At 73.3% G+C, this 23,427-nt stretch carries 19 protein-coding genes and 1 pseudogene; 7 read left to right on the top strand and 13 right to left on the bottom strand.

Annotation, left to right across the window (positions count from 1 at the left end):
• Positions 1–85: 85 nt before the first annotated feature.
• The 7 genes and pseudogenes from FOF52_RS20330 to ychF all read right to left on the bottom strand — a co-directional run bounded on the left by FOF52_RS20330 (position 86) and on the right by ychF (position 11,704).
• Positions 86–2,446, bottom strand: a complete 2,361-nt coding sequence (locus tag FOF52_RS20330) for a type IV secretion system protein (protein ID WP_248591495.1) — start codon at positions 2,444–2,446, stop codon at positions 86–88.
• Positions 2,443–4,926 (bottom strand): ATP-binding protein, encoded by a 2,484-nt coding sequence (locus FOF52_RS20325; protein WP_248591494.1) that lies wholly within the window; start codon positions 4,924–4,926, stop codon positions 2,443–2,445. Before FOF52_RS20325 ends, FOF52_RS20330 begins: the two co-directional genes overlap by 4 nt.
• A gap of 46 nt (positions 4,927–4,972) precedes the next feature.
• A complete protein-coding gene (locus FOF52_RS20320) occupies positions 4,973–7,210 on the bottom strand; it encodes a hypothetical protein (RefSeq protein WP_248591493.1) in 2,238 nt (745 codons plus the stop codon).
• 941 nt (positions 7,211–8,151) lie between these two features.
• Positions 8,152–8,397, bottom strand: a pseudogene (locus tag FOF52_RS20315) (conjugal transfer protein); the annotation flags it as partial.
• Positions 8,398–8,409: 12 nt separating this feature from the next.
• Positions 8,410–8,721, bottom strand: a complete 312-nt coding sequence (locus tag FOF52_RS20310) for a hypothetical protein (protein ID WP_248591492.1) — start codon at positions 8,719–8,721, stop codon at positions 8,410–8,412.
• Between the two features lie 97 nt (positions 8,722–8,818).
• Entirely contained in the window at positions 8,819–9,796 is a 978-nt protein-coding gene (locus FOF52_RS20305; RefSeq protein ID WP_248591491.1) for a conjugal transfer protein, read from the bottom strand.
• 813 nt (positions 9,797–10,609) lie between these two features.
• Positions 10,610–11,704, bottom strand: coding sequence for a redox-regulated ATPase YchF (gene ychF, locus FOF52_RS20300; RefSeq protein ID WP_248591490.1), 1,095 nt, complete (start codon positions 11,702–11,704; stop codon positions 10,610–10,612).
• Between the two features lie 114 nt (positions 11,705–11,818).
• On the opposite strand from ychF, the gene FOF52_RS20295 reads away from it, so the two are divergent.
• Both FOF52_RS20295 and FOF52_RS20290 read left to right on the top strand, forming a co-directional pair.
• Positions 11,819–13,108: a DNA recombination protein RmuC gene (locus FOF52_RS20295; protein ID WP_248591489.1), complete on the top strand. Its 1,290-nt coding sequence runs from the start codon at positions 11,819–11,821 to the stop codon at positions 13,106–13,108.
• A 28-nt stretch (positions 13,109–13,136) separates the two neighbouring features.
• The gene (locus tag FOF52_RS20290; protein ID WP_248591488.1) at positions 13,137–13,652 is read left to right on the top strand and encodes a DUF6542 domain-containing protein; all 516 of its coding nucleotides are present in this window, start codon (positions 13,137–13,139) and stop codon (positions 13,650–13,652) included.
• Between the two features lie 4 nt (positions 13,653–13,656).
• Here FOF52_RS20290 and FOF52_RS20285 read toward each other — a convergent pair whose 3' ends face one another.
• Positions 13,657–14,658 (bottom strand): 4-hydroxy-3-methylbut-2-enyl diphosphate reductase, encoded by a 1,002-nt coding sequence (locus FOF52_RS20285; RefSeq protein ID WP_248591487.1) that lies wholly within the window; start codon positions 14,656–14,658, stop codon positions 13,657–13,659.
• Between the two features lie 258 nt (positions 14,659–14,916).
• Between FOF52_RS20285 and FOF52_RS20280 the strand changes: the two genes are divergently transcribed.
• The 4 genes from FOF52_RS20280 (at position 14,917) to FOF52_RS20265 (ending at position 18,225) form a co-directional block, all read left to right on the top strand.
• Entirely contained in the window at positions 14,917–15,678 is a 762-nt protein-coding gene (locus FOF52_RS20280; protein ID WP_248591486.1) for a DUF8129 domain-containing protein, read from the top strand.
• Positions 15,679–15,883: 205 nt separating this feature from the next.
• A complete protein-coding gene (locus tag FOF52_RS20275) occupies positions 15,884–16,711 on the top strand; it encodes a patatin-like phospholipase family protein (protein WP_248591485.1) in 828 nt (275 codons plus the stop codon).
• 48 nt (positions 16,712–16,759) lie between these two features.
• Complete coding sequence (xseA, locus tag FOF52_RS20270) at positions 16,760–17,983, top strand: exodeoxyribonuclease VII large subunit (protein ID WP_248591484.1); 1,224 nt, start codon at positions 16,760–16,762, stop codon at positions 17,981–17,983.
• Positions 17,980–18,225 (top strand): exodeoxyribonuclease VII small subunit, encoded by a 246-nt coding sequence (locus tag FOF52_RS20265; protein WP_248591483.1) that lies wholly within the window; start codon positions 17,980–17,982, stop codon positions 18,223–18,225. The genes xseA and FOF52_RS20265 overlap by 4 nt, the downstream gene beginning before the upstream one ends.
• Positions 18,226–19,017: 792 nt before the next feature.
• Here FOF52_RS20265 and FOF52_RS20260 read toward each other — a convergent pair.
• The 5 genes from FOF52_RS20260 to FOF52_RS20240 form a co-directional block, all read right to left on the bottom strand.
• Positions 19,018–19,923 carry a hypothetical protein gene (locus FOF52_RS20260; protein WP_248591482.1) on the bottom strand — a complete coding sequence of 302 codons (906 nt, stop codon included), beginning with the start codon at positions 19,921–19,923 and terminating at the stop codon, positions 19,018–19,020.
• Positions 19,924–19,957: 34 nt separating this feature from the next.
• On the bottom strand, positions 19,958–20,203 hold the full coding sequence (locus FOF52_RS20255) for a hypothetical protein (RefSeq protein WP_248591481.1): 246 nt from the start codon (positions 20,201–20,203) through the stop codon (positions 19,958–19,960).
• Entirely contained in the window at positions 20,179–20,862 is a 684-nt protein-coding gene (locus FOF52_RS20250) for a hypothetical protein (protein WP_248591480.1), read from the bottom strand. The genes FOF52_RS20255 and FOF52_RS20250 overlap by 25 nt, the downstream gene beginning before the upstream one ends.
• A 102-nt stretch (positions 20,863–20,964) precedes the next feature.
• Positions 20,965–21,537: a DUF4245 domain-containing protein gene (locus FOF52_RS20245; protein ID WP_248591479.1), complete on the bottom strand. Its 573-nt coding sequence runs from the start codon at positions 21,535–21,537 to the stop codon at positions 20,965–20,967.
• Positions 21,538–21,604: 67 nt separating this feature from the next.
• Positions 21,605–22,210, bottom strand: coding sequence for a TetR/AcrR family transcriptional regulator (locus FOF52_RS20240; RefSeq protein ID WP_248591478.1), 606 nt, complete (start codon positions 22,208–22,210; stop codon positions 21,605–21,607).
• 160 nt (positions 22,211–22,370) lie between these two features.
• Between FOF52_RS20240 and glpX the strand changes: the two genes are divergently transcribed.
• Positions 22,371–23,396 (top strand): class II fructose-bisphosphatase, encoded by a 1,026-nt coding sequence (gene glpX, locus FOF52_RS20235; RefSeq protein ID WP_248591477.1) that lies wholly within the window; start codon positions 22,371–22,373, stop codon positions 23,394–23,396.
• Positions 23,397–23,427 lie beyond the last annotated feature (31 nt).

The raw sequence follows: 23,427 nt of genomic DNA, 5'->3' as shown, positions 1-23,427 counted from the left end.
GGGGGCTTCCTGCTGGTGAGGCGGGGTCGGGGGTTACGGGTGGCGGCGCGGGGCCGCCACGGCCCCGCGCTTTCCACGGGTCGGGTCAGTCATCGCTGTCCAGCCAGAAGGGGACGTCCCGCGTGCGGTCGCGGCGCGCGGACTCCCCCGTCCAGAACGGGCTGATCGGCGCGTCGTTGTCCTTGCGCGATCCGGTCAACCAGGTGTCGCCGTCGCCGCCGCTCCGCTCGGTGGGCGCGGAAGCCGGGGCAGGTCGGGCGGGCGGCGGGGTGCGCTTCTCCCCCCGGGTGCCGGGCCCCGCCCAGCGGGAGGGGCGGGGCAGTGTGCTGCCCTGCGGCGGAGTCTCCGTGCGTCCGCCGAACAGACCGGTTCCCGAGGCCGCGGAGTCCGCTCGCGGCGGGGGTGCGTCCCCGCTGTTCCGCGCGGGAGCCTCGGCCCGGTGGGCATTGCCGGAGGAACCGGTGCCGAACACCGAACTCCACCCGGTGTCCCCGACCCCGGTGTATCCACCGGAGGGGCGCGGCGGGATGGCACCGCTGCTCGCACCGCCGCCTGTTCCCTCGAAGAGGCCGCCGCTGGCAGCGGCCGTGGTAAGCCTCGGCGCCTGGGAGGAGTCCCGCTGCGGCGCGGCACCAGACCGGGCCGCGCCTCCCGAGCCGCCGTCGAGGTTCAGCGGCGGCGGTGTCGCCCTGCCCTGGGTCCGGCCGTAACCCGCAGCGCCCCGTGCGCGGGCGCGCCCTCCGCTCTCGGTGGCACCCTCGCCCTCGGTCTCCGCCCCGGTGTCGCCGCCCGCCGCGTCGGCCGCCTCTGCCGTGGCCGCCGCGCCCGCCGTGGCAGCCGCACCGGCCGGAATCGCCGCGGCCCCCGCGGCCAGTTGCGGTGCCCGGTTGAGGCCCCACTTCTGCGCCTTCATGTAGGCGACCGGCGGCAGCACGTTTGCGCTGGCCTCCAGCACCCTGCTGTTGACCGCGTCGCTGACCATGCGCGAGGTGAAGGTGTTGGCGTTCACCGAGGCGAACAGGTTCGCGAACGGCCTGCGGTAGATGAACAGGGCCACGGTGAACAGGGCCAGCAGGATCATCTGGAGGCCCCAGCCGAGGTCTGTGGCCATCACCAGGCCGTAGCACATGACCAGTAGTGAGATGAGCAGAACGATGAATACCTGCTTGAGCAACAAGCCGAGGAGCATTTCGAACCATCTGACCAGGACAGTCCGCCCGTATCCTGGATGGATACCGATCAGAAGGAAGATCGGAGCCAGGAGGAGCAACAGAAGGAAGCCAATCTTAAGGACGATAAGGGCAACCGACCCAGCGAGTATCAGTCCACCCGCGAAAATCGATGCAAAGAGAGCCAGAGAGGCAATACCCAACCGGCTTCCTTGCTGACTTCCTTCAAAGAGCGGGTAAATCGCTGGATAATTGTCTTGAATTCCTTCGGCTATACTCTGATAACCATCCTGCTTCTCTTGGATCAGCTCAGAAACGGCAAGTTCGCCTTCAGCGATTCTCTGCTGCTCTATCCGACTTATTCCTTGAGCCTCGAGAAGAGCAACACCGTACTCCTGTTCGGCCGCACTACTCACAGCGGGGTCGGTTCCAAACTCTCCAGCAACCCACGGACGACACACCAACCCCGACCAGAGCATCTGCGAGTTTTGTCTTACTGCAAAATCATTATCGCTTTCCCATTCCGCCTTCTCCAGCCCAGGAGCCCCCAAAGGACAAGCACTAGCCACCCCAGAATAGGAAATCCTAGAAAGAGCAGAATTGACCAGTTGACCCCCCGCATTAACCACCGTGCTCGCATACCCGAGAATCTGTCCCGGGTTGACCAGAATCCAGATCCCCAGAGTCGTGGCGAGCACCATCCACACCGCGCTCTCGAGGGTCAGGGTGACCCGCTTGCGGATGAGGCCGTACCAGCCCAGCCATACCGCACCGAGGATGATCACTGTCGGCAGGAGCGGACGCCAGATCCCCTCGCGGAGTTCGGCGACGACGCTCTCGACCAGGCGGTTGAAGCTGTCCAGCAGACCGTCGGAGGTGGCGGCCTGGTAGACCGTGATCGTGGACTGGTTGATGGTCTTGGACAGGTCCCAGGCGGTGTTGCTCAGCGTGGCGACGGCACTGGAACTCAGTTTGTCCACGCAGGATTCACGGATGGTGTGCCACTGCTGTCCGGCGGTTCCGTATTGGCCGTAAAGGCTGGCGTCCGGGGGAAGGCCGTCAGGGGAAGCGGCGGCGGCGTCCGCCGCCTGGGGCGGCACCAGCAACCCGTCCGCGCCCGAGCCCGCCGCCTCCGGTTGAGGCGCCGGTTCTCCCTCGCAGCCCGGAACGGCGGCCTGGACCGAACCTATTGGAACCAGCACAAAAGCTAACAACAGCGCGGCCAAAAAAGCGACCCGTCGCAGGTCGAGCCGCCGAACCCGGCCCAACAACGTCATGACAGCGGCTCCCGAATGTCCCGCGCGGTGCTGCCCACCAAAGCGCCGTCCTCCTCAACCTGGGGCTTTCGCCGTGTCGGGTTGGTGTCGAGCCACCGAAGCAGCTCTTCTGAGACGAGGTCGACGGCGATACGTCCGGCTCGCCCGTCGAGATCCCGGAAAATGCATTCCCCGTTCCCGAGGTTGCGCAACGCGGCAATGTGCTCTTCGGACGGTTCGATTCCGAGCAGCGCCATGACGTCGCGCACCTCGACCCGCTCGGTGGAGCGGAACGCGAAGACGCTGGAGAGGCAGTTGGTGACCTGCTCGTTGAGGAGGTCGCCGGCGTTCTGGCTGACCAGGATGAGCGCGGTGTTGCGGGACCGGCCCATGCGGGACACCTCGGGCACCAGTTTGGCGCCCTCCGGAGTGGAGGTCACCGCCCACGCCTCGTCGAGGAAGATCGCCTTGGGCAGCCGCCGGTCCAGGCCGTTCATCAGGCGGCGGGCGAACTGGCTGACCAGGTAGAGCAGGGCCACGCTGAGCCGCTGCTCGTAGCTGTAGTCGTCGCGGTGGATCGTGGAGTCCGGCAGGGTCAGGCCGCCCAGGGTGAACACGGTGGTCCACCCCTCGGTGTCGACCTGGGTGTCGCCCTGCGGGTCGAAGCAGAGGCTGGCCAGCCGCATCTCCGACATGGACCGCAGGACCGCGCCGAGGTTGCGGGAGGCCGCGTCGTCGGCGGACTCCAGGTGGGTGACGACCTTGCCGAGGCTGGGCTGCGGCTGGTTGGCGACCGCCGCCACCGCCTGGATCATCGCGGACTCGCGTTCCTCGCTCATGCGGGGCAGCAGCAGCCGCAGCGTCTCGGTGGCCATCGTCTTCTTCGTGGGCAGGTCGTCGCCGAACCCGAACGGGTCGAGCAGTCCGGCCTGCGCCGACTCCAGCGACATGATCCGCGCCTTGCGGCCGCGCCGCCGCAGCAGCTGCACCAGGGACTCGGCGTCGCCCTTCGGGTCGATCGCGGCGACCGTGACCCCGCGCAGCGCCAGCTGGTAGATGAGCAGCAGCGCCAGCGTGGTCTTGCCGCCGCCGGGCTCGCCGGTGATGGCGATGGCGGTGGGCCGGTTGCGGGCCGCGGCGACCATCGGGTCGAAGTGCACGATGGAGCGGGCGCGGCCCAGGGTCTCCCCGATGTAGGGGCCGATCCAGCCCGCGCCGTCGGCGTCGCGGCGGTCCCCGAGTTCCACGGTGGCGGTGGGCATGCCGCCCGCGACGGTGCGCAGCGGCTGGCGCTGCACGTACGCCTCCAGCCGCAGCCGGTCGCCCGGCAGCGACTCGCAGAACAGCGAGAACTGGTCGCCGGTGGACTGGGTGATGTCGATGCCCATGTCCCGGTAGTGCTCGACGACCGCCTCGACCCGCTGCACGAGCAGGTCGTGGGTGGGGGCGGCCACCATGAGCCGGTACCAGCCGTACACGAACGGCAGCCGCTCCTTGGTGATGCCGTGCTCCAGCATGCGCGCGGCGTTGATCTGCTCCACCAGGGCGATGTCGGGTTCGGCGCCGGCTTCGCTCATGTGGGCCTGCATGTCGCGGGCGTGCGCGAGGCGGCGGGAGACGTCCCGGCTGGCCTTGGCGGGCGGCACCAGTTTCATGCGCAGCGACGCCTCCACGGGAAACGGCAGCGCGTCGGCGTAGTGCAGCCACGGCTCCCCGTCGGGGAACGGCATCAGGTCGGGGAAGCGGGAGAACGACAGGTACGACACGTACGCTTCGCCGCCGGCCTGTTCCAGGCGCAGGTGGGAGCGTCCGTTGTGGATCACGCCGTCGACGAGCGCCTCGATCTCGCCGCGGCCCCAGCGGCGGCGGCCCGCGGCCGACTCGCGGGGCTCCTCGATGGTGGCGGTGACGGCGTGCCGCAGCAGCCAGGCCAGTTCGGCGGCGCGGGCGTGGCGGGCGTGCAGGGAGCTGGCGGCCAGCGCCCGGCCGAGGCGTTCGGCCTGGTCGGTCCAGCGGGCGATCTCCCGGTCGTCGACGGCGTCGTCCTCCAGGCCGAGGACCTGTTCGGTGCGCTGGTAGACGCCGAACAGCTGCGCGAACACGCCCTGGGAGAGCTGGGCGCGCACTCCGCGCTGCCCCAGGCGCACCCCCAGGTAGACCTCCTTGGTCCAGAAGTCCTTGGCCCACACGTGCCGGTACATCTCGTCGAGGTAGTCGTACCAGCCGGGGCCGGAGTCGGAGGTGGCGTCGAGCCGGGTCGCCCACTCCGCGGCCGGGTAGGTGCGGTGGGCGATGCGCAGGTGCACCTCGGCGTCGTTCATCCGGATCGCGGCCAGCGCGATCGTGATGTTGGTGGCCAGGGCCTCCCGTTCCTCCGGGGTGGAGAACTCGTAGGAGATCGTGGGCAGGCGGAAGTAGGCCCAGGCTTCGGTGTCGCTGAGCAGCACGCGATCGTCGAAATAGCGGACCGCCAGCCTGCTGGCGCGCCTGCTGACGTTCATCGGCTCTCCTCCTGCGCGGGTGTGGGGCGGTGGAACGGTGCGGGGGTCACCGTTTCGGCTCGGTGGTGTGTGCGGCGAGGTGGGCGGCCACCACCGCCGCCAGGGCGGCGTGGGCGCGGCGCGTGGTCTGGCGCAGCGCCTTGACGTCGATGACGGACCGGGCGGCGGCGATGTGGTCGTCCCAGGGGACCCGGACGATGGCGCGGCAGTTGCCGCGGGCGACCTGTTCGGCGGCGTCCACGTCGGCGAGGCTGCGCCGGCTGACGCCGTTGATCACGACGATCGCGCGGGACCGCAGGTCGGCGTAGCCGTGGCCGTCGAGCCACTCGAAGGTCAGCGCCACCGAGCGGGCCGCGTCGGCGCTGGCGGGCGCCACCAGGACGAGTCCGTCGACCACGGGCAGGGCGCGGGCCACGCCGGTGGCGGCCGGGTCGAGCAGGGTGATCTGGTAGTGCCGCCGCAGGGTGCCGGTGAGGGTGACGTAGTCGCGGTCGTCGAGGGTCTGCACGTAGGGGTCGTCCAGGGTGGCCACGACCTCCAGGCCGCTGGGGGTGCGGGAGGTGTAGCCGCGCAGGGTGGAGTAGGCGTGCAGCGCGTCGGTGTTGGCGAGCAGGGAGGTGAGGGTCTCGGGGGTCTCGGTGCGGACCCGCCGGGACAGGCTCTGCGGGCCCGGGTTGATGTCGACGGCGACCACGCGGTCGTCGCGGTAGGCGGCCAGGGTGTGGCCGAGCATGAGCGTGGTGACGGTCTGTCCGGCGCCGCCGGTGCAGCCGAGCACGACCAGGCCGCGGGGGGCGTTCAGCGGGGTGCGCAGCCGCTCCAGTTCGGCGGGCGGCAGCTGGGGCCTGCTGACGGAGTTGCCGCCGGTGACCACGCGGGCCAGGCGGCGCCAGCCGCGGGTGCCGCCGCCGGGGGAGTTCTCGGCGTGTGCGGGGACGGGGCCGCCGTCGGACGGGGCGGCGGGCGGGGTGCTGCCGCCGCCGGGCGTGGTGGAGCCGGAGAACAGCTGCTGCTCGCCGGTGCCGTGGTCGAGTTGCAGGTCGGGTTTGTGGTCGGCGGGCCGCTGGGGGGACGCCTCGGCGGGGTCCTGTCGCGGGGTCGCGGTGCCGCGGGCGGGGGTGAGGGCTTCGCCGACTCTGCGGGCGTTGTCCACGAACCGGGTGAGCAGGCCGCGTTCGGCCGCCGGCGCGGCGGGCCGCTCCTCCCGCTCCCGGGGGTCGGGGGTGTCGCCGCCGGGGGTGCTGCCCGATGAGCGCACCCCGCGGGCGAGCCGGCTGGACTGGCGGGACGGCGGTTTCGGGGCGCCGCGGTCGGCGCCGTCGTCGGCCGGGGTGTCGTCGGTCGCGGCGTCGGTGTGCTCCGCGGGCCCGGTCGGGCCGCGGCGGCGCAGCGCGGCCTGTTCGATGGCGGCCAGTTCCTCCTCGGTGCGGCGGGGCCGGGTGACGTCGGTGAAGCTGTCGTGCTCGCCGGTGCCGTGGTCCAGCTCCAGCGGAGGCTTGGGGGGCGGCGCGGGGGGCGTGGCGGGCGCGGGCCGTTCGGGGGCGGGCTCGGGTTCTGCGGGCTCGGCGGACGCTCCGCGCAGCGCGGTGAGCTCCTCCCACGCGCCGGTGCCGTGGTCGAGCTGCAGGGGGGACTTGCGCGGCGGGGCGGACGTGTCCTCGCCGGAGGAGCCGCCGACCGAGGACTCCGCCGTCGCGGCGTCGCCGGGCGCCTCCGGTTCGGCGGGCGCGGGCTCCGGCTCGGCCGGCCGCTCCTCGGGGCGGGGCCGGGTGACGTCGGTGAAGCTGTCGTGCTCGCCGGTGCCGTGGTCCAGCTCCAGCGGAGGCTTGGCGGCCGCGCTGGCGCGGATCTGCTCGGCGAGGGAGGGCAGGTCGGCGGAGAGGTCGGCCGTCCAGGTGTCGGGCTCGCCGGGGTCGGCGGCGGGCGACGGCTCGTCGTCGCGCCGGTCCGGGGCGGTCGCACCACCGGACGGGGTGTCCGCGGCCGCGGTGTCGTCGGGCTCGTCCCACAGGGACGGCGCGGTGGCCGGGGCGGATTCGGGGACCCCGGTGTCGCCGGTGCGCGCCACCGGCGGCAGGTCCCAGGGGGCGGCGTGCGGGCGGGGACGCGGCCGGGAGGGGTCGGGCTCCGGCCGGGTCTCCTCCTGCGGGGCGGGCAGCCCGGCGCCGTACCCGTGCGCGGGCGGGCTGGACGGCTCCGCCTCGACCCGGGCCTGCTCCGGCTCTGTCCGGGTCTGCTCCGCTGCGGCACGGGCCTGTTCCGCCGCGGCGCGGGCCCGTTGCATCCGCCGGGCGATCGTCCGGCTCTGCGGTGGGCTTTCTCAGCGGCGACGTCCGCGAGGTCCTCGACCCGGGACGGCTGGGTGGGGACGTCGGCGGGGGAGGTCTGCTCCGCCCGCTCCGGTTCCGGGACGGCCCCGGGGTCGGCGTCGAGTGTCGGCTCCGGTTCGGGTGCGGCCATGATCTCCTCGGCTCGGCGGCGCGCCACGGCGCGGTCCTCGGCCGTCCTGCGTTCCGTTTCGGCCCGTGCCGCCGCGCCCTCCGGTTCGGCGGTCCGGGGCTGCGGTCCGGGGGCGTCGGCGTCCCCGACCATCCACTCGGACTCCGGCCACGGCGTCTGCCCCGGGGCCACCTCGGGGGCCGCCTCGGCGTCGGTGTCCTCGCGCGTTCCGTCCGCGCCGTCCGGCCGGTCGCGTTCCCGCAGGAACAGCGGGCTGGGCGCGTCGTCGCGGCTCCGGGCGGACGCCAGTCCCGCCCGCCGGTCGGCGGCTGCTCCCGGCTCCGGGCGCGGGAGGGCGGGGGGCTCCTCCCCGGCGGTGGAGGGGGGTTCCGGTCGGAGCCCGAAACCGAAGTAGTTGAGGACGCGCCGGGACAACGGCGGCCGGGGGGCCCGCCGCTCCCCCGCGTCCCGGCCGCTCTCCGCGAAGTGGTGCGCGGCCACCGGTTCGGCGGCGGGCGCGTCGCCGGAGCCGGCCGGCTCCGGCGCCCCGGCGGGGTCGGGCCGTTCCACCGCCTCGGGTTCGGCGGCCTCGGCGTGCGGGGCACGCTGCTGCTCGGCGCTCCGGGCGGTCTGCCCGCCAAGGGCGGGCAGCGGCCCGGCGGCCGGGTCGCGGCGCCACACCCGCGCCGTGACGACCACCCGGTCCGACTCGTACTCGGGGGCGAGCCGGGTGTAGACCCTCGCCTCGGCGGCGTAGACGAGCTGGGAGCGCAGCAGTTCGGTGAGGCTCTTGCCCTCGATGACGGGGCGGGTCGCCAGGAACGTGATCACCCCGGGAGGGACGAGCCACACCACGTGCCAGGGGGTCTGGAAGGGGACTCCCAGCAGTCCCATCAGCAGACACCAGACGACGGACGTGCCCACGAAGACACCGATGGTGACGAGTGAGACCGGGACCGGCAGTCGGAAGTCGTACAGCTTGTACAGCCGCTTCTCGATACGCCAGATCCTGGTGTATGTGGGCAGATCCACGTCCCCGGCCTCCTACTCGGTGTTCACGCCCATGGCTCGCGCGATCGCCACGGCGAGAACCTCGATGATCCCGGGAACGTAGAACACGATCCCGATGAAGATCGCCAGGATGATGAACTGCGCGAACCGCGTGATCTCCCTGGTGAAGAGGAAGAAGATCGCGACGATCGACACGATCACCAGGAACAGCGGCCCGAAGAAGCCGCGGAGCCAGTCGGCCAGCCCGGTGGTGTTGGGGCTGTCGGTGACCTGGGCCGCCCACAGCAGCGCGGGGGACGCCGTGTCGGCCAGGTCGACCGCGGAGCCGGTGAGGAGGGAGAGCATCTAGCCGACCCCCTCCGTGTCCTGGGTGCTGTCCTGCATGGTCCTTGCCTCTCCTTGAACGGTGGCTGGGCCGGTCGCGACCATTGTGGCGCGCCGGTCACCCGAACGAGTTGAGCGCGCCCCGGATGTCGCGCACGCGCCAGTCCCCGTCGTCCCCGACGACGGTGACGTCGTAGCTCTGGGTGAGTTCGGCGGCGTCCTCCTCGCCCTCTCCGGGAAGCAGCCACACCACGGTGACCTGGGCGACGCGCACGTCCTGCGCGGCGTCCCGGACCGCGGCGGGCACCTTGACCTCGGTGACCGCCCCGAACCGCAGGAGCCCGTCGGGGAGCGCGGCGATGTCGGCGCCCCGTTCGAGGTAGGGGTCGAGGTGTTCGTGGTTCTGCGCGTAGGCCTCGAAGAACCCCTTGAGGGTCGGTTCGAGCGCGGCCCGGGCGTCGGGGTCGGTCTCGAACGAGGTGTCGGGCAGGACGGCCTTGTCGGGGGCGGCCAGCAGCGCGGGGCGGCCCGACACCACCAGCGCGGTTCCGTCCTGGTCGGCGTAGACGGGCACGTCCAGGGTCATGGGTTCGCCGTTGACGTCGGCGGCCAGGCGCACCAGCGCGTTGTGCTCGTCGCGGACGTCGACGACGAGCACCTCCACGCCGGTGGCGGACAGGTGCGCGCCGGGCAGGTCGAAGGCGGTGGCGCGGCCCTCGGGGACGAACTCGGCGAGGGCTTCGGCGCGTTCACCGGCCCTGTCGGGGTCGGCGTTGAGGTAGACCTCGGCGAACCGCACCGCCAGGGAGGCCGCGGCGGTCTCGGGGAAGTCCACGGTGTCGTCGACGACCGGTTCCTGGGCGGCCCGGGGGAAGAAGTTCTCGCGCAGCGGCAGCCACAGGCCGTTGAAGAGCACCACGATGATGAATGCCCACAGCACGGCGCGGCCGACCCACACCCACCAGCGCCCTCCCGCCCCGGCGCGGGGCCGCCGTGTCCCGCCGCGTCGGGGGGCGGCGTCGAGGGGCTCCTCCGCCGCGGCGGAGGAGCCCTCGTCGATGACGCTCCCGCGCCCAGCGGCCGACCTGCCAGCCATCGCGCCTCCATCCACACACGGGCGCCCCCCGCCGCGGGGGCGCCGGTTCCGCCATCCGTCTGTTGTTTATCCCATCTTCCATGGTGCGGCATGACCCGGGATCTACGGCAGCATTACCAGATCGTGTTTTCTCCCCGACTCGGCGTCTCTACCCGAGGTGGTCCGCAAGGAAACGGCATGACTGGGTCAATGTTCTACACCATAGAGGGATTGGACAAGATCAAGACGCGATTTACGGGTTGTCCGGAAATAGGGAAATGTCAGTTCGGATAGCGGGTTCCGGTGGAGGCCGCCGCCCGTGGTCCGGCCGCTCTGCGGGGCCGGAGGTCCGGCCGGGAGCACGTCCGGAGTCCGCGCTCCCGGCCGGACCAGCCGTCCGGGCGGTTTCTGCTCAAGCCGGAGAACGGCCCCGGACAGCGAACCGGAGGAGGCTTCGGTCTCGTCCGTGTTCGAGTGGCGGATCCCGGTCCCGCCCCGGAGCGGTTCGAGTTCCTCGGCGGACGGCGTCGTGGTTTCCACCGCCGACGGCATCGATAGCGCTTCCGGCACGCCCGCCGCCGTGCGGGAGAGAGGGATCCTGACGCTCTGCGGTTTCCGGGACCGGTGTTTGCGCAGGCGGCCGAGAAAAAGGCGTCGAACCTTTCGCCCGCTTTGCGGCGAAGGGGCACCTCGACCGGTCACCGGGGTTCCGCCGCGGGGCCGGAGCGCCTCGGCCCGGTCGGCGGGCGGGGCGGCTCCGCCCTTCCCCGCGTCGCCGCTGTCCGCCGCGGCCCCGGCCGTCCCGGTGCCGGATGCCCTGCCCGGTCCGGGGGATCAGACGTTGAAGCGGAACTCCACGACGTCGCCGTCGGCCATCACGTACTCCTTGCCCTCCATGCGGACCTTGCCCGCAGCCCGGGCCGCCTGCATGGAGCCCGCCTCCACCAGGTCCGCGAAGGAGACCACCTCAGCCTTGATGAAGCCGCGCTGGAAGTCGGTGTGGATGACGCCCGCCGCCTCCGGCGCGGTGGCGCCCTTGCGGATGGTCCAGGCGCGCGCCTCCTTGGGGCCCGCCGTCAGGTAGGTCTGCAGCCCCAGCGTGGCGAAACCGACCCGGGCCAGCTGCGCCAGACCGGACTCGGTCTGGCCCATCGACTCCAGCAGCTCGGCCGCCTCCGCGTCGTCGAGCTCGGTCAGCTCCGCCTCGATCTTGGCGTCCAGGAAGATCGCCTCGGCCGGAGCCACCAGGTCGGACAGCTTGGCGCGCAGCGCCTCGTCGGCGAACTCCTCCAGGTCCACGTTGAACACGTAGAGGAACGGCTTGACGGTGAGCAGGTTCAGCTCGCGCAGCAGCGAGACGTCGAGCCCCGCCTCCTCGGCGCCCGCGAACAGGGTCCGGCCCCCGTCGAGGACCTCGCGCGCCGTCTCGGCGGCGGCCAGGACCGCCTGCTTGTCCTTGTCCCTGGCGTTGGTCTTCGCCTCCTTGGCGAGCCGCGGCAGCGCCCTCTCCAGGGTCTGCAGGTCGGCCAGGATCAGCTCGGTGTTGATGGTCTCGATGTCGCGCGCGGCGTCGACGCCCCCTTCCACGTGGGTCACGTCGGGGTCCTCGAACACCCGGATGACCTGGCAGATCGCATCGGCTTCCCGGATGTTGGCGAGGAACTTGTTGCCCAGGCCCTCGCCCTCGGAGGCGCCCCGGACGATCCCCGCGATGTCCACGAAGGTGACGGTGGCCGGGACGGTCTTGGCCGACCCGAAGATCTCCGCCAGGGTGTCCAGGCGCGGGTCGGGGACACCGACCACGCCGATGTTGGGCTCGATGGTGGCGAACGGGTAGTTCGCGGCCAGAGCGTCGTTCTTGGTCAGTGCGTTGAACAGCGTGGACTTGCCGACGTTCGGCAGACCGACGATCCCGATAGACAGACTCACGACAATCGAGTCTAGATCGTCGCCAAGCACCCCCGTGCTGGTCGGCGCGGGCACGGACCGTCCCCGCGTGGCGTTCGCCTCCCCGTCCCGCCGGGCTTGGCAGCATGGCTGGACATGGACGGGATCTCCGTGGTTCTCGCGCTGCTGGTGGGGCTGGGCGCGGGAGCGGCCCTGGGCTGGGCGCTGGCGCGGTCGCGGGGGGCGGGGGCCGAGGCGCGGGCCCGGGCCGCCGAGGAGCGGGCCGCCTACCTCGAAGAGCACCTGGAGGAACGGTTCCGGTCGCTGGCGGCGCTCGCCCTGGACGGCGCCAACCAGCGTTTCCTGGAACTGGCCGAGGGGCGGTTCCGGGCGGCGCGGCTGGCGGCCGAGAGCGACCTGGACCACCGCCGCGAGGCGATCGAGCACCTCCTCGCCCCGCTGCGCCACACGCTGTCCCGGGTGGAGGAGCAGCTGCGGGAGGTGGACGCGGGCCGCCGCGCCGCCCACGCCGAACTCGTCAAGCAGGTCGAGCTGGTGCGGGAGGGCTCCGAGCGGCTCCGGGACCAGACCGACGCCCTGGTCACCGCGCTGCGGCGGCCGGAGGCCCGCGGCCGCTGGGGAGAGCTGCACCTGCGCCGCGCCGCCGAGCTGGCCGGCATGGCGGCCCACTGCGACTTCGAGGAGCAGGCCCACGCCGCCACCGACGACGGTGTGCTCCGCCCCGACATGGTGGTGCGGCTGGCGGGCGGCAAGAACGTCGTCGTGGACTCCAAGGTGCCGCTCTCCGCCTACCTGGAGGCCGTGGAGAGCGACTCCCCCGAGGCGCGCGAGGACCGGCTCGCCGCGCACGCCCGGCAGGTCCGCGCGCACGTGGACCGGCTGGCCGCCAAGGCGTACTGGGCGGCGTTCTCCCCCGCCCCCGAGTTCGTGGTGCTGTTCATCCCCGGGGAGGCGTTCCTCGCCCCGGCGCTGGAACGCGACCCGGACCTGCTGGAGTACGCCCTGGCCCGGCGGGTGCACATCGCCACGCCCACCACGCTCGTCTCGCTGCTGCGCACCGCCCGGTACGCGTGGCAGCAGGAGGCGCTGAGCCGCAACGCCCGCCAGGTGTTCGAGCTGGGCAGGCAGCTGCACGCGCGGCTCGCCACCCTCGGCGGGCACATGGGCGGGCTGGGGCGGGCGCTGTCGCGCGCGGTCACCTCCTACAACCAGGCCGTGGGCTCCCTGGAGAACCGGGTGCTGGTGACGGCGCGCCGGTTCGGGGAACTGGGACTGGTGGACGGCGACCTGGACGCGCCGCGGGGGGTGCGGGAGCAGCCCCGGTCGTTGACCGCGCCGGAACTGCTGGACGGGACCGTCGCGGAGGGAAACGGCGACACGGCGGGTACCGGAGAACCGGACACCTCGCCCGAAGTGAGACACTGATCACCACTGGTGACAGGAGGGAGGCGCGATGACGACTCGGCGGGACACCCACGCGCCCCGGCGGTCCGCTCGCGCGCCCCGGCACCGCAGCGGTGCGCCGCCCTCTCCGGGCGGGGCCCCGCTGCGGCTCACCGCGCGCGGCGCGGTCCTGTGCATCGTGCTGGCCAGCCTGGTCTCGGCGCTGGCGGCCACCGCCGTCGGGCACTCCGCGGTGAACGGGGCCGCCTTCGCGGCCGCCTGCGTGCTGGCCGCCCTGACCGTGCGCTCCAGCGACCTGCTGGCGTTGAGTGTGAGCCCGCCCCTGGCCTACTTCTGCGGCGCGCTGGCCGCCGAGTGCCTGCTGACCCTGGGCGGCGACAACTTCGTGCGGGGCGTGGCCGTCGGCCTGGGCGCCCGGCTCGCCGAGGCCGCCCCCTGGCTGTTCGGCGGGACCGCGCTGCTGCTGGTGATCACCGTGCTGCGGGGCCTGGCGCGCAATGTGCGGGAGCTGGGCGACGAGCTGAACGGCCGCCGTCGCCGCAGGCCCCGGCGCGGTCCCTCCTGAGCGGTCAGGCGGGGGAGACCGGAAGCGGCCTGCCGACCAGGGAGCCGTTGTCCCTGGCCCGCCGGGAACGCAGTTCCTTGGGCAGGGCGAAGGTGAGCTTCTCCCGTTCGGTCTCGATCTCCTCCACGTCGGTGAAGCCGTACGAGGCCAGCCGGTCGAGCAGTTCCTGCACCAGGATCTCGGGCACCGAGGCGCCGCTGCTGACGCCTATGGTCGTGACGCCCTCCAGCCACTCCTCCTCCAGGAAGGTGGCGTTGTCGACCAGGTAGGAGGCGCGGGCCCCGGCGTCGCGGGCCACCTCCACCAGGCGCACCGAATTGGAGGAGTTGGCGGAGCCGACCACGACGAACAGGTCGCACTGCGGCGCGATCGCCTTGACCGCGGCCTGGCGGTTGGAGGTGGCGTAGCAGATGTCGTCGCTGGGCGGGTCGATCAGGTTGGGGAAGCGTTCCCGCAGCGCCTCCACGGTGGCGTTGGTCTCGTCGACCGACAGCGTCGTCTGCGACAGCCAGGCCACCCGGTCGGGGTCGCGGACCTGGATGGAGGCGACCTCCTCGGGGCCGTCGACGATCTGGATGTGCTCGGGCGCGTGTCCGCTGGTGCCCTCGACCTCCTCGTGGCCGGTGTGCCCGATGAGGATGATGTCGAGGTCCTCGGCGGCGAAGCGCTGCGCCTCCTTGTGCACCTTGGTGACCAGCGGGCAGGCGGCGTCGATGGTCCGCAGGTTGCGCTCGGCCGCCTCCTGGTGCACCTGGGGGGAGACCCCGTGGGCGGAGAAGACCACGGTGGCGCCCTCGGGCACCTCGGAGGTCTCCTCGACGAAGATGACGCCGCGCTCCTCCAGCGTGCGCACGACGTGGGTGTTGTGCACGATCTGCTTGCGCACGTAGATCGGCGCCCCGTACTGTTCGAGGGCTTTCTCGACCGTGATGACAGCGCGGTCGACCCCGGCGCAGTAACCACGGGGCTTGGCGAGGAGGACACGGCGGCGGTTCGTCGCAGTCATGCCCCCCATCCTACGGGCCGTGCCCCTCGACCGGGCCAGCCGGGGAACCAGCGCCTTCCGGGGGTCACACCGAAGGCTCGCGCCGGTCCCGACCTGGCGAACTCTCTTGCGCCCTCCGGCTGCGGCGAGGGAAACTCCCCTATTCTGGCTATCTGCGCAACACAACACATCACTGCCGTCCCGACAGCGTCCCGGAGCGACTCTGTCGGATGTGCCCGCACCGTTTTGACCGTGACCACTCAGGAGCCTCCGAGTCCCATGTCGAAGCCCTCCCTGACCAGCAGAATCAGTGACGCGTTCAAGCGTCTGTTCGGCAGGTCCACCCGTCCCGTGGTGTCCAGCAAACCCGCGGACATGGCCGCCGGCGACGTCCCGGCGGAGCGCGCCGAGGGCGCCGTCACCGAGACGACCCCGGCCGAGACCGCCGACGCCGACGCCGCCGCGGAGTTCGCCACCGAGGCGGTCTCCTCCGGCGAGCAGCAGCCCAGCCAGCCGCCCGCGCCCGTCAAGCCGCTGGAGACCGCGCAGGCCCCCGAGGCCGCGGCCGCCCCCGGACAGGCGCCCGAAGAGCCCTCCGCCGACGCCGGAGCCGAGCCCGCGAAGGACGCGGAGCCGGAGAAGAAGGCGGAGCCGGAGACCGCCGAACCGTCCGGCGCCGAGTCGTTGACGGCCGAGGAGAAGGCGGAGATCGCCGAGACCCTGAACGTCGCGGAGGCCACCACCGTGGCGGCGCCCACCTCGGCGTTCACCGGGGCCGTGCAGGAGGCCGAGAAGGCGGAGGCCGCCGGGGAGGAGCCGGCCGGGCAGGCCGCGGCCCCCGAGCAGGCGCCCGCCGAGGCCCCGCTGCCCAACTACGACTCCCTGACGCTGCCGTCGGTCCGCGCCCGGCTGCGCAAGCTCACCATCGACGAGGTCCGGCAACTCCGCGCCTACGAGGCCGCCCACGCCAACCGGCCGGAGTTCGTGCGCATGTTCGAGAACCGGGTGAAGAAGCTGGAGGCCCAGCAGTCCGCCGAGTAAGGGTTCCACACGGGGGTGACGGCGCCGGACCGGGGCCGGGCGGTGAACCGCCCGGCCCCGATTCCGTCCAGCCCCGGTTCCGTCCGGTCCGACCAGCGCGGCCGGGCGCGTGTCCGCCGCCGGACCACCGTTCCACCAGTGTGACCTCCGACTCGTATCGTGGGAACGACGCGAGCGGGACGCGGACGCGAAGGAGTGCTCCCCCATGGGCAAGGCGCTGGTGCTGGGCGGTGGCGGCATCGTCGGGCTCGCCTGGGAGATCGGGATTCTCGCGGGTCTGGGCGACGCGGGGGTGGACCTGCGCGACGCCGACCTGGTCCTGGGCACCTCGGCGGGCGCCTCGGCGGGGGCGCAGCTCACCTCGGGTCTGGACCTCGACGAACTGTACGAGCGGCAGCTCGCTCCGGCGGACGCCGAGATCGCGGCCCGGCCGCGGTGGTGGAGCACGCTGCGGGTGGCGGGCGCGCTGCTGACGGCGCGCTCCCCGGAGGCGGGACGCGCCCGCGTCGGCCTGATCGCCTCGACCACGGCCCGCTTCTCCCAGGCGGTGCGGGAACCGGTGATCGCCGCCCGGCTGCCCGTCCCCGCCTGGCCCGAGCACAACCTGGTGGTCACGGCGGTGGACGCGCGCTCCGGGGCGCTGCGGACGTTCTCCCGCGCCGACGGCGTCGACCTGGTGCGGGCGGTCGCGGCGAGCAGCGCGGTGCCGGGGCTGTGGCCGCCGGTGGAGATCGACGGCCGGTGGTACGTCGACGGCGGTGTGCGGTCCGCGGCCAACGCCGACCTGGCCGCCGGCCACGATCGGGTGGTGGTGCTGGCCCCCGGCGCGACGGGCCTGCGGCCCCGGCCGGAGGCGGAGCTGGCGGCGCTGCCCGACGGCACCCGGCACACGCTGGTCGTCCCGAGCCCGGAGGCCCGCGCCGCGTTCGGCCGCGACCCGCTGGACCCGGCCCGGCGCGCCGCGGCGGCCCGGGCGGGGCGGATGCAGGCGGTGGAGGTGGCGGTCCGCGTCGCCAAGACGTGGGGCGTGTGAGGACGCACTCCCGCGACGCTGTCACCGGCTGCGTCTAGGCTCGTCGTCATGGGCATGGAGAGTTCCCCGGAGTCCCCGCAGCCGGTGCGGGTGGTCCTGCAGGCCGTCGGCGGCTGGATCGGGCGGCTCGGCCGCATCTGGGTCGAGGGGCAGATCGCGGAGCTGAACCGGCGCGGCGGCATGGCCTACCTCACGCTGCGCGACCCGGTGGCGAACGTGTCGGCCCGGGTGACCTGCCCGATCCGGGTGCTGCGGGCCGCCGATCCCGCCCCCGAGCCGGGCGCCCGGGTGGTCGTCCACGCCAAACCCGACTTCTACGTGCCGCGCGGCACCTTCGCGCTCCAGGCCCTGGAGATCCGCCACGTCGGCCTGGGCGAACTGCTGGCCCGGCTGGAACGGCTGCGGCAGACCCTGGCCGCCGAGGGCCTGTTCGCGGAGTCCCGCAAGCGGCGGCTGCCGTTCCTGCCCGGCGTGGTCGGCCTCATCTGCGGGCGCGACTCCGCCGCCGAACGCGACGTGCTGGAGAACGCGCGGCGGCGCTGGCCCGCCGTCCGGTTCGAGGTGCGCGAGGTCGCGGTGCAGGGGGACCGCGCCGTGGGCGAGGTGCTGGCCGCGCTGGAGGAGCTGGACGCGCGCCCGGAGGTCGACGTCATCATCATCGCGCGCGGCGGCGGCTCCCTGGAGGACCTGCTGCCGTTCTCCGACGAGGCCCTGGTGCGCGCGGTCGCCGCCACCCGCACGCCGGTGGTCAGCGCGATCGGCCACGAGCAGGACTCCCCGCTGCTGGACCACGTGGCGGACCTGCGCGCCTCCACCCCCACCGACGCCGCCAAGAAGGTCGTGCCCGACGTGGGCGAGCAGGTGCAGCTCGTCCACCAGCTGCGGGACCGGGCGCGTCGGGTGCTGCAGGGCGGGATCGCCCGCGAGGAGGCATGGCTGGCGGGGGTGCGGTCCCGTCCGGTGCTGGCCAGCCCGACGCGGGAACTGGACCGGCAGATCGAGCAGGTGCTGGGGTTGCGCGACCGGGGCCGCCGCGCGCTGACCGCGTCCCTGGACCGGGCGGGCGACGACCTGGCGCACACCCGTGCCCGGCTGCACGCGCTGTCCCCGGCCACCACCCTGGCGCGGGGGTACGCGATCGTGCGGCGCGCCGACGGCACGGTGGTGCGGTCGGCCTCCGAGGTGGCGCCGGGCGAGGAGCTGCGGTTGCGGTTCGCCGAGGACGGACTGGTCGCGATCGCCAAGGACCGAGAGGATGATGAGGAAGCATGACGACGGGCGAGAACACGGCGGCCGAGCCGGAGCTGAGCTACGAGGAGGCCCGCGAGGAGCTGGCGACGGTGGTGCGCCGCCTGGAGTCGGGCGGGTTGACCCTCAAGGAGTCGCTGGCGCTGTGGGAACGCGGCGAGGAGCTGGCGAAGACGTGTGAGGCGTGGCTGGAGGGGGCCCGTGCCAAGCTCGCCGCGGCCCTGGCCGAGGACGCCCCCGGGGAGGACGGCGACACCCCGTTCTGAGCGTTCCCACCGCCCGGGCGGGGCTCTCAGCGGGGCTCCTCGGTGTCGCACAGCACCTCCAGGCTCCCGTGCCGCGGCGCGCGGCCGGGCGGAGGCGGAGGAGTCCCACCGGCCGAGCACCGGTACGGCGCGCGGGAAGAACAGGGCCGTCAGCACGGCCCTGACGACGGGCACGGGAAGGCCGAACTCGCCGATGAGCAGGGCGGGGACGATCCCGTAGCACCGCAGGACGATCCCGACCTCCTCGGCCGCCACCGTCCACGCCGGCATCCCGCGCTGCGCCGCGGTCCCGGGGGTGGGGGGCCGCTCCTGCCCCGGTCCGGCCGCGGCCGCTTCCCCGGCCCCGGGAAGCGGGCGGGCGGTCCCGCCGTGCGTTCGGCGTGCCCCCACCGGGTCCTGGCGGTCGCGTAGGAGGCCACGACCACCAGCGCGAAGCCGCCCAGGAGGGGGCGGCGACCTCCCCCAGCCGGGTGAAGGGGGCGGTGCGTCGGCCGTGGTCGCGGCGAGCGACAGGAAGTTCCGTACCGCGGCGACGGGGTCGACCGGTCCCGGGCCGCCGGCAGGACCGCGGCGGCGCCGGGTGAGTCGCGGCAGAGCCGGGTGAGCGCGTGGGGGGCGCCGCTCCCGGCCGCCCGCATCCGGCGCGTGGTCCGGCGCTCCCGCCACGGTTCCACCGTGACCGCGGTGACCCGCAGCACCAGGGTCAGCGTGAGCGCGACCGGGCCGAACCCGACCTCGCCGGGGACCCCGTCCACGGCATGGGGATGCTCCTCTCCGAACGGGCCCGCGGCCTCAGCGGGGTTCCTCGGTGCCGGGGGTCTCCGCGGTCCCTTCCGGGTCCGCTCCGGCGACCGGGGACAGGGCCGTGTACAGGCTGTTGCCGGCGGTCGCCAGCAGCGGTACCAGCAGGCTGCCGGGCAGGAAGAACAGGTACAGCGCCATGGCCGCGACGTGGACGTGGGCCTGGAGGGCGGCCTCCCGCCAGTCCTCGGCGAACGGCCGGTAGGACAGGAGGAAGTACGCCGCCAGCACGGCCCAGGCGACGGGCACGGGAAGGCCGAGCTCGCCGATGAGCAGGGCGGGGAAGATCCCGTAGCACCGCAGGGCGGTCTCCGCCTCGCCGAGTGCCGTCACCGCCGTGGCCCGCCTGCGCTGGGCGACCGTCCGGGGATAGGCGGCCCGGGCCGCCCTGGCCCGCTCCTCGGGCGAACTCTCCCGCGCCGCCTGGAACAGCACGTCGAAGGGCAGCTTGGCCTGGCGCTGGAGGCGGACCGCCCAGATCTTGACGGCCCCCTGGGCTGCCACGACCCCCAGCGCGAGGAGTCCCAGGAGGGCGACCATGACGGACACGGACCAGATGATGGGCGGCGGGACGCCGTCCAGGACCGCGGCGAGCGACCGGAAGGTGTGCACGGTGGCGGACAGGTCGACCGGGGCCCACCCCACCGCCTCCGGCGGCAGCGACACGGCCGTGGCCAGCACCGCGACCTCCACCGCCAGCAGCGCCGTGTACACGAGGATCCGGGTCCGGTGGAACCGGAAGAGCTCGTCGGGGACGCTCTCCCAGGACCGCACCGCCGCCACGATCCTCCGGTGTTCCGGCCACAGCGACAGCGCGACCGCGGTCGCCAGCAGCACCAGGGTCAGCGTGAGCGCGACCGGGCCGAACTCGACCTCGCCGGGGACCGTCCACGGCATGGGGGATGCTCCTCTCCGAACGGGGCCCGCGGCCTCAGCGGGGTTCCTCGGTGTCGGGCAGTACTTCCAGGACCCGCGGCGGCGCCTGCGGTCCGGCCAGCGGTGTCAGGGCCGCGGCCGGGCCGTTGAGGGCGGTCACCAGCAGCGGCACCAGCAGGCTGCCGGGCAGGAAGAACAGGTACAGCGCCGCGGCCGCGGCGTGCGGCGGGACGCTGTGGGCGGCGGTCCGCCAGCCTCCGGGGCCCCGGAGGACGCTCAGGAAGAACAGGCCGACCAGCACCGCCCAGGCGGGCAGCGCGGGGAGTCCGAAGTCGCCGACGAGCAGGGCGGGCAGGAGGGCGTGGAACCGCAGGACCACCTCGACGTCCCGGGCGGCCGCGGACAGCGTCGCCCACCCGCGCTGCTGCCGGGTGCGGGGGTGAGGGCCCGCAGCGCGCCGAGGTCCGGGTGGTCGGGTTGCGCGGCCTGGACGAGCAGGAGGAGCGGCTGTCCGGCCCGGCGCTGGGTGCGGAGGTCCGACACCGTGTTGAGCACGGTGAACGCCGCGACCAGGGCCGCCGCGAGGACCGCCGCGACCGCCAGGCCGTGGCCCAGTTCGCCGAGGGGCGGCGGCAGGGCGGCCGTCGCCTCGCCGAGCGTCAGGAAGTTCCGTACCGCGGCGGCGGTGTCGACCGGCCCCAGTCCGACCGCGGCCCACGGCAGCGACACGGCCGTGGCCAGCACCGCGGCCTCGGCCGCCAGCAGGACCGCGCTGGAGGCCGCGGAGCGCCGGTGGAACCGCAGGAGCGCGGCGGGGTCGTGGGCTGCGGCGGTCAGCAGTCGCGCGTACTCCCTGCGTCCCACCCACGGCTTCACCGTGACCGAGGCCGCCAGGAGGGTGATGGCCAGGAGGGTCGCGACCGGGCCGAACTCGATCTGGCCGGGGACCGTCCACGGCATGGGGGTGCTCCTTGTCGGCGGGCGCGCGTGGACGCGCACCGGGACCGCTGACACCTCCGTCCGGCGTCAGCACGGAGACACTAGCCCCTTATGTCCGTAATGTCATTCTTGTGGGGGCGTCTGCGGCTCCAGTGTCCCCGCGAGCGTCTCCAGTTCCTCGTAGGAGGCGCCCCCGCTGACCACGAGGACGGCGTCGTCGGCGCGCAGCACCAGGGAGCGCTCGTCCTCGGCCTCGTTGTACCGGCGCTCCCAGGTCCGGCCGTCCACCGTGGACTCCCCGTCGGCCTCGCCCTTCATGGTGACCTCGGCGACGAAGCCCTCCGCGTCGGCGTCGCCGATGTGGAACGCGGCGTGCCGGTCCTCGGGGGTGGCGAACCCCACCGACCAGCGGATCGGTTCGGTCGGCTCCTCGCCCGCCAGCGCGCCGCCGTCCCGCAGCCGCGAACTGGTCGGCGTCCAGCCCTCGGGCAGCTGCTCCCGGTCGGGGGCGTACGCCTGGTACGGCGCGATCTCGCTGAGGGAGAGCGCGTCGGCGGTGTAGTCGACGGCGGGGATCCGCTCCTCCCGCCGCGCGTCCACCACCACCGTGACCAGCACGACCAGCAGCACGAGCGCGCCCAGCACGATCGTGTAGCCCAGGAAGGTGTTGTCGGTCCGGCGACCACCACTGCTCATGCGGTTCTTCCCACTCCGTCCCCGCGTCTCGGTTCTGTCGCCTCCCAGCTTGCCCGATGGTCGCGGGTCACTCCGCCCGGGGTGCGAGTGAGCTGAGCCGCTCCACCACCGCGTCGGCGAGCTCCCGGGCCTCCTCGCGGTCCTCCCGGTCGATGACCTCGGTCGCCGCGAGCGAGATCGAACCGGTGACGATCATCAGCAGCGCCTCGTCCACCGGCTCGTCGGCCTTGCGGAACAGGGCGGCGTTGCGGCCGGTCCACTCCCGCAGCTGCCGGCGCATGAGCGCCTCGAACCCGGGCGGGCTGTCACCGCTGTAGAAGAGCCGGGTGATCTCCCGCTCCTCGATGCACCCCTCCAGGTAGGCGCGCGCAGCGATGTTCATGAGCCGGCGGGGGTCGCTCTCCCCGGCCTCCCGCGCCCGGACCACCGCCTGGTGCGTCCTGTCCTGCTGGCGCTGCTGAAACTCCTCGTACAGCGCCAGGTAGAGGTCCGCCTTACCGGTGAAGTGGTGGTACAGGCTGCCGACGCTGGCCCCCGCGTGGGCGACGACCTCGCTGACCCCGGCCTTGTCGAAACCGACCGTGCGGAACACGTGCGACGCCGCTTCCAGCAGCGCGCTGCGTGTGGCCGCGCCCCGGGCCGAGACACGCACCGGCTTTTCCACCTTCTCCACTGTCAACTCAATCGTCCCCAATCGCCTGCGAAAGGCTCGCCTAGTGTTGAAGAGAGTACGCCAGCGGGTCCCGCACGACCCAGCGGCGACCGAGGCTGAGAGAATCAGCGCGTTCTCCGCACCCACCCGGGCGGAAGAGCCGAATCGGAAAGGGCTTGCCATGACCACTGCGAACGCTCCGGTACCGATCCCGCACGACGCTCCCGACCGCAACCTGGCCCTGGAACTGGTACGGGTCACCGAGGCCGCGGCGCTGGCCGCCGCCCGCTGGGTGGGCCGCGGAGACAAGAACGGCGCGGACGGCGCCGCCGTCCGCGGCATGCGCCACCTGATCAGCACCGTGTCGATGCAGGGCACGGTCGTCATCGGTGAGGGTGAGAAAGACAACGCCCCCATGCTGTACAACGGCGAGCGGGTCGGCGACGGCAACGGCGCCGAGTGCGACGTCGCGGTGGACCCCATCGACGGCACCCGGCTGACCGCGATGGGCATGCCCAACGCGATCTCGGTGATCGCGGTGAGCCCGCGCGGCTCCATGTTCGACCCGTCCGCCGTGTTCTACATGGAGAAGCTGGTCACCGGACCGGCCGCGGCCGACGTCGTCGACATCAACGCCCCCGTCGCCGACAACATCCGCGCGGTGGCCCGGGCCAAGGGCGGCGACCCGCAGGACATCACGGTGGTCATCCTGGACCGGCCCCGGCACGAGCAGCTGGTCCACGAGGTGCGCCAGACCGGCGCCCGCATCAAGTTCATCTCGGACGGCGACGTCGCCGGGGCGATCATGGCGGCGCGCGACGGAACCGGCGTCGACCTGCTGCTGGGCATCGGCGGCACCCCCGAGGGCATCATCGCCGCGTGCGCCCTCAAGTGCCTGGGCGGCGTGATCCAGGGGAAGCTGTGGCCGAGCAGTGACGAGGAGCGGCGCAAGGCCGAGGCCGCGGGACACGACCTGTCCCGGGTGCTGCTCACCGACGACCTGGTCTCCTCCGAGGACGTGTTCTTCGCCGCGACCGGGATCACCGGCGGGGAGCTGCTCAGCGGGGTGCGCTACGCCGACGGCGGCGCCGTCACCGAGTCCCTGGTCATGCGCGGCCGCAGCGGCACCATCCGCCGGGTGAGCAGCGAGCACCGGTTGAGCAAGCTGTCCTCCTACAGCGGCGTGGACTTCTCCGGCGCCCGCTGACCGCGGAACGCCCCCGACCGGGCCCGGCCGC

It is taken from the genome of Thermobifida alba, from assembly GCF_023208015.1.
GTDB classification, from domain to species: Bacteria; Actinomycetota; Actinomycetes; order Streptosporangiales; family Streptosporangiaceae; genus Thermobifida; species Thermobifida alba.
The sequence above is the reverse complement of the archived record's forward strand: the minus strand, read 5'-3'. Positions and strand labels throughout refer to the sequence as shown.